At 57.2% G+C, this 313-nt stretch carries 1 protein-coding gene; it reads left to right on the top strand.

The genetic code is table 11. The features are described 5' to 3' along the window. The coding region (locus tag J5M56_RS25935) for an immunoglobulin-like domain-containing protein (RefSeq protein ID WP_207938179.1) at positions 1–313 on the top strand (313 nt) is incomplete at both ends.

The raw sequence follows: 313 nt of genomic DNA on the forward strand, positions 1-313 counted from the left end.
AACAACGTCTACAACACCAATACGCCGCTGACCAACAGCATCACCAATGTCACCGGTGGCAACTACGAGAGGCTGGAAACCGCTGGGAACCCAACCACTTCGGTTACCGATGATCCAGCGAAGCTCGATAGCACTGGCCTCACCTTGTCCGCCACCGGCACCGTCCAGGAAGGCGGCAGCATCGTCTACACCGCTACCCTGACCAATCCGGCTGGCAGCGAGATGAAGATCACCCTGAGCAATGGTGAAGTCATCACCATTGGCAAAGGTTTGACCGAAGGCTCTATCACGGTTCCAGCACCAGCCAACACCG

Source organism: Pseudomonas sp. 51_B (assembly GCF_017491595.1).
GTDB lineage: Bacteria > Pseudomonadota > Gammaproteobacteria > Pseudomonadales > Pseudomonadaceae > Aquipseudomonas > Aquipseudomonas promysalinigenes.